General features: G+C 49.3%; 1 pseudogene. It reads right to left on the bottom strand.

Features of this window, described 5'->3' with window-relative positions:
* Window positions 1-283, bottom strand: a pseudogene (locus ACWHAR_RS26490) (AraC family transcriptional regulator); the annotation flags it as partial.
* Between the last annotated feature and the right edge of the window lie 466 nt (window positions 284-749).

The following is a 749-nucleotide window of genomic DNA, read 5'->3' as shown; positions in this document are numbered from 1 at the left end:
TTAGCGCGCCGCGGTAGTCACGGGCATGGTAAGCCGCTAATACGGCCGGAGGGTAATGTGCCGGCTCAAAGCCGGTCGCAAGCTTGATGATTCCTTTGGAAACGTCATCAACAAGGTCGGAATACGCCTGCCAGATCGCGAAGTATTGGGCGGCGGTGACAACTGGTTCAGTCATCACGGTGAGCGGCAGCCGGGCTTTTCGAAGCACATCAGGGGCGTTAATTCCTAATTGACGCAATCCTGCCCAAAATCCTGCCGGGAATTTAATTCGAGTATGAGACATCTTGAGCACTCCTTTAACTTTCTGCACCTTCGCTCGTTTGGTCGTCATTCTGTCCAGCCTTGTTGGCGGGACAGTTATAACTTTACCTAACCATTGTCGATCTGTAACTAGCAAAGAGCGACATTTAACTTGCCGATCACGCCGAACGTGTCAGCCCGCCATATGCGTACGAAGGCTGTGACAGGCAGGCGCCTTTAATCTATCATGTCCTTCGAATAGGAGGGGATTCAAACAGCACAAACATTTCTTTTCCTTGAATGGACAAATTAAGTTCTATAGGACAACAAGCGGGGAAAATCTCCCGGCTGTAAAATCATCCCTTCCCGATAGCGGGATTTCCTTTTCCCATCACATGTTTTCTTGCAATGAAAAAGAGGAGGACGGCAACAAAAAACTCGGAAAGCGGCAAGGATAGCCAAACTCCCGTGACGCCAATAAACTTTGGCAAAATCCAAAGCAGGATGAA

Source organism: Bacillus sp. LR--39, assembly GCF_053613335.1.
Note: the sequence above shows the minus strand (reverse complement) of the source record. Positions and strands in the feature narration are given on the sequence as shown.